4 protein-coding genes are annotated in these 3204 nt (G+C 79.3%); all 4 read right to left on the bottom strand.

Annotated elements, in window-relative coordinates; genetic code table 11:
• Nucleotides 1-122: 122 nt before the first annotated feature.
• A complete protein-coding gene (locus tag HCN56_RS27350; protein ID WP_167974755.1) occupies nucleotides 123-1022 on the bottom strand; it encodes a 4'-phosphopantetheinyl transferase family protein in 900 nt (299 codons plus the stop codon).
• Nucleotides 1006-2184 (bottom strand): acyl-CoA dehydrogenase family protein, encoded by a 1179-nt coding sequence (locus HCN56_RS24705; RefSeq protein WP_167974753.1) that lies wholly within the window; start codon nucleotides 2182-2184, stop codon nucleotides 1006-1008. Before HCN56_RS24705 ends, HCN56_RS27350 begins: the two co-directional genes overlap by 17 nt.
• On the bottom strand, nucleotides 2181-2927 hold the full coding sequence (locus HCN56_RS24700) for a hypothetical protein (RefSeq protein ID WP_167974751.1): 747 nt from the start codon (nucleotides 2925-2927) through the stop codon (nucleotides 2181-2183). Before HCN56_RS24700 ends, HCN56_RS24705 begins: the two co-directional genes overlap by 4 nt.
• Nucleotides 2924-3204, bottom strand: a 281-nt coding sequence (locus tag HCN56_RS24695; protein ID WP_167974749.1) for a hypothetical protein, incomplete at its 5' end; no start/stop codon positions are given. The genes HCN56_RS24700 and HCN56_RS24695, both read right to left, overlap by 4 nt.

The following is a 3204-nucleotide window of genomic DNA, read 5'->3' as shown; positions in this document are numbered from 1 at the left end:
GCGCGCCGGAGTCGACGCTCCGGCGCCGCGCCGCTGCGCCGGGGCACCGGGCGGGGTGCGGCGGCCGCGGTGGGGCGTGGTCGTGGGACGTCCCGGGGGAGCGGTGCGGACCGGTCGGCACCTCATGCCGCCACCCCCGCCGGCTCGGCGCGGGGACGTTCCGGGGCGGTGCCCAGGTCGGCGACGGTCGGCCGCTCGCCGGGGGCGGACCAGGCGAACAGCCGCAGCGGCAGCGGGGAACGGCCGACCGTCGCCAGCGAGGCCACGTACCCGGCCGGCGCGGGCAGGTCCACCAGCCACCTCGCCACGTCGCCCCCGCCCCCGCTGCCGCCGAGGGCGTCGGGGTGCGGCGCGACCGGTCCGGGGGTGGCGACCGGCAGCCGCAGCCCCTCGGAGAAGCGGCCCCCGACGGCCTTGACGCAGGACTCCTTGCGCGACAGCAGCCCGTGGTAGGCGGCGCGTCGTGCCTGGGTCCCGGGTTGCGCGGCCACCAGCGCCGCCTCTGCCGGCGGCAGGAACCGCGAGGCCAGCGGTGTCACCGCCCGCGGCGGCACCGTGATGCGCTCGATGTCCACCCCGACGGGGGCGGTGCGGGAGACCGCCAGCAGCGCGTGTGAGGCGGAACGGCTCAACGACCAGTGCCAGGCGTGGAGTTCGCCCTCGAAGACCGGCTTCCCGTGGCGGCCCGTCGCCCACCGCAGGGTGGAGCCGGGGCGGCCGACGTACCGGCCGAGGAGGGTGCGGAGGGCCGTGTGCGCGGCGACGTAGCGTCGGGCGGTCGCCGGATCGCGGAGGGAGAGGGCGCGCGAGCGCTCCGCCCGGCCCAGCCCGCCGACGGGGCGGCCCGCGTCCCCCGGGCGGCCTGCCGGTGCCGTCACCCGGGCGCCGGGAGCGGCGTCCAGCGGGATCAGCCAGAGGTCCACGCCCGGGGGCGGGCCGGGGCGGGCCGGCGGTCGGCGGTACGCACCGGTCGCGGTCCCGGGCGGCAGCGGCCGGGCGGCGGTGTCACGCGGCGACGGCACGGCGATCACGCTCCTGGAGGTAGCCCTGGGCCAGGTTCAGCCGCTGGATGTTGGAAGTGCCCTCCATGAACTCGAAGGCGCGGGCGTCGCGGACCCACTTGTCGAGCAGCGGGTGGTCGAACCGGGCGCCGGGGCCGAGCGCGGCGACCGCCCGCTGGGTGAGCTCCTCCGCGAGCCGGGTGGCGTGCAGCTTGGCGGCCGAGGCGGCGGCGCCGCTCGCCGCGCCGTGGTCGGCGGCGAGGGCGGCCGCGGCGACCATGGCGCGGACCCCTGCCAGCCGGCCGGCGAACTCGTGCGCGGCGTAGCGGTGGAACGCCCGCGGGGTGGGGCGCAGCGTCTGCTCGGCGTACTCGTGGGCGGCCTGGGCGACGCCGAGGGCGAGGGTGGCGACCAGCGGGCGGAACCGGTTGAAGGTACGGACGGCCGCCCACATGCCGCGGCGGCTGGCCCGCAGGTGCCGGCCGAGGACGTCCTCCTCGGCGACGGGCAGCTCCGCGATGCGGAGTTCGCTCAGCTCCAGGCCGCGCAGCCCGACGGTGTCCAGCGGGCGGGCGTCGAAGCCGGGGCGTGCGGTGTCGACGAGGACGGCGGTCAGCCCCAGCGGCCCGGGGGCGCGGCGGGCGAAGACCACGCCGATCTCCGCCCGCGCCCCGTTGCCGATGAACCGCTTGGTGCCGGTGAGGGCGAGCGATCCGGTGGCGTCGGGACGGAGCGCGGTGCCCATCGAGGCGGGGTCGGAGCCGTGCGACGGCTCGGTCATCCCGAAGAAGGTCCACACCGGGCGGTCGGAGGCCAGCAGCCCGTAGTAGCGCTCCCGCTGCTCCGCGTCGGCCAGCTCGGCGATCATGAAACCGGACATGGCGGGGCCGGGCAGGCCGAGCGCGACCCCGGCGTCCGCCCGGGCCATCTCCTCCCAGACGACGGCCTGTTCGACACAGGAGTCGGCGGCCGTCGACCGGTCGCCGACCCGGATCGGCGCGGTGTGGTGGGCGGCGGGCAGCCCGGAGAACTCCCGCCACGGCAGCCGACCGGAGCGGACCAGCTCCGGGAGGACGGACGGGTCGCGGTCGACGGCGGGCGCCACCTCGCGCAGCGGGACGGCGAGTTCACGGGCGGCGCCGCGCAGCCGCGCCAGGCGGCCGGGCTCCTGGACGCCGGTCATGATGTCTCCCCCGCGGTGACGGGCACGGGCGCGTAGGCGTCGCCGAGCAGTTCCGAGGCGCGCAGTACGGCGCCGGGGCCGGCCGTGAGGAAGCCGATGGCTCCCATGAGGTGGAGCGTCGTGCGCCCCGACTCGTCGAGCGCGCGGTGCGCCCGGTGGAGCAGGTCGGCCCGGACGGCGCCGCCGGGGGCGAGGGCGGCGACGGTGTCGGCCAGCGCCCGTGCCTCGGCGATCGCGGCGGCGGCGTCCGCCACCAGCGCGCGGACCATCGGCAGGCCGAGGGTGGTGGTGCCCTGGACGCTGCGGTGCTGGAGGTGGTCGGCGGCGCGGTGCAGCGCCGCCTCGGCCGTCGCGAGCCTGACCTGCACCAGTCCCGTGGCCCAGCTGTCGCCGGCGGGTCCCGGGGCGGTTCCGGCGCCGGCGATCCGCAGGGCGAGCAGGCGGTCCGGGCCCTCGCCGGTGCGGAGGCGGCCGACGGTCTCCTCGGCCGGTCCGCCGCGGCGGACCGGCCCGGTCGGGGTGGTGAACCGGTCGCAGCCGACGACGAGGTGCTCGGGGAGCACCACGTGGCCGCCGGGCCCCGCCGGCAGGACGCCGGGGGAGACGCGGGCGTGCAGCCGGGTCAGCCGGGCGGTGAGCGCGACGGCGGGCGCAGCCGCGGTCTCCCCGGCGGGGCGCGCGGCGGTCGTCGGCGGGGGCGCGGGCGGTGCGGGTGGCGCGGGCGGTGCGGCGAGGAAGCTCATGGGATCAGCTCCTTGGCGGGCCGGCCGGCGGTGGCGGGCGGCACGGTCGGCGTGGTGGCGGGTACGCCGGTGAGGCGCACCGCGCAGTGGTAGGGCAGCTGCGGGTCCCGGTCGGCCAGCAGGACGTCCCCGTCGGCCTCGCCGCCGGCCAGATGGTCGACGAGGGTGACCCAGGCCCCGGCGCCGGGCAGTCCGGGCGCGGCGGTCAGCAGGCGGACCCCGTCGGCGGGGGCGAGCCCCGCCAGCCCCGGGCCGGCGACGACGGTCCGGACCGGTG

The sequence above is a fragment of the Streptomyces lonarensis genome, assembly GCF_012033735.1.
Taxonomy (GTDB): Bacteria; Actinomycetota; Actinomycetes; order Streptomycetales; family Streptomycetaceae; genus Streptomyces; species Streptomyces lonarensis.
Note: the sequence above shows the minus strand (reverse complement) of the source record. Positions and strands in the feature narration are given on the sequence as shown.